Source organism: Rhodococcus sp. 1R11, assembly GCF_004563845.1.
Classification (GTDB): domain Bacteria; phylum Actinomycetota; class Actinomycetes; order Mycobacteriales; family Mycobacteriaceae; genus Rhodococcoides.
This window is the reverse complement of the sequence record NZ_SPNG01000034.1, coordinates 1-675: the sequence shown is the minus strand read 5'-3', so window position 1 is coordinate 675 and position 675 is coordinate 1. Positions and strand designations below refer to the sequence as shown.

Below are 675 nucleotides of genomic sequence, written 5' to 3'. Positions count from 1 at the left end.
CGGCCTCGGTGGCATCCTTCTGCGGTCGCCACCACTGCTCGTTGTCGCGGTACCAGTCGACGGTCGCTTTCAATCCGGCGCGGAAGTCGACATAGGTTGGTGTCCAACCCAATTCGGTGCGGAGCTTAGTCGAGTCGATGGCGTAGCGAAGGTCGTGGCCGGGGCGGTCGGTGACGAAATCGAATGCGTCGGGCTCGTGGCCGGTTTCTTCGAGGATCGCTTCGAGGACGGTGCGGTTGTTGGCTTCGCCGTCGGCTCCGATGAGATAGGTCTCGCCGATGCGGCCGCCGTCGATGATGGCCCAGACGGCGCTGTTGTGATCGTCGACGTGGATCCAGTCGCGCACGTTCTGCCCCGCACCGTAGAGCTTGGGGCGTGAGCCGCTGAGGATGTTGGTGATCTGACGCGGGATGAACTTCTCCACGTGCTGATACGGGCCGTAGTTGTTGGAGCAGTTCGAGATGGTGGACCGGACGCCGAACGAGCGGGTCCACGCGCGCACCAGCAGATCACTCGACGCCTTGGTCGAGGAGTACGGGCTCGACGGGTTGTACGGGGTCGATTCGGTGAACCGTGCCGGATCGTCGAGTTCGAGGTCGCCGTAGACCTCGTCGGTGGAGATGTGGTGGTAGCGGACGTCGTGTTCGCGGACCGCGTTGAGCAGGGTGGTGGTTC

1 protein-coding gene is annotated in these 675 nt (G+C 63.7%); it reads right to left on the bottom strand.

Going from position 1 to position 675, the window contains the following annotated elements; all coding sequences use genetic code 11:
- Positions 1-675 (bottom strand): GDP-mannose 4,6-dehydratase (locus E4P29_RS25770; protein WP_135048122.1); only part of this gene is annotated, 675 nt, incomplete at both ends.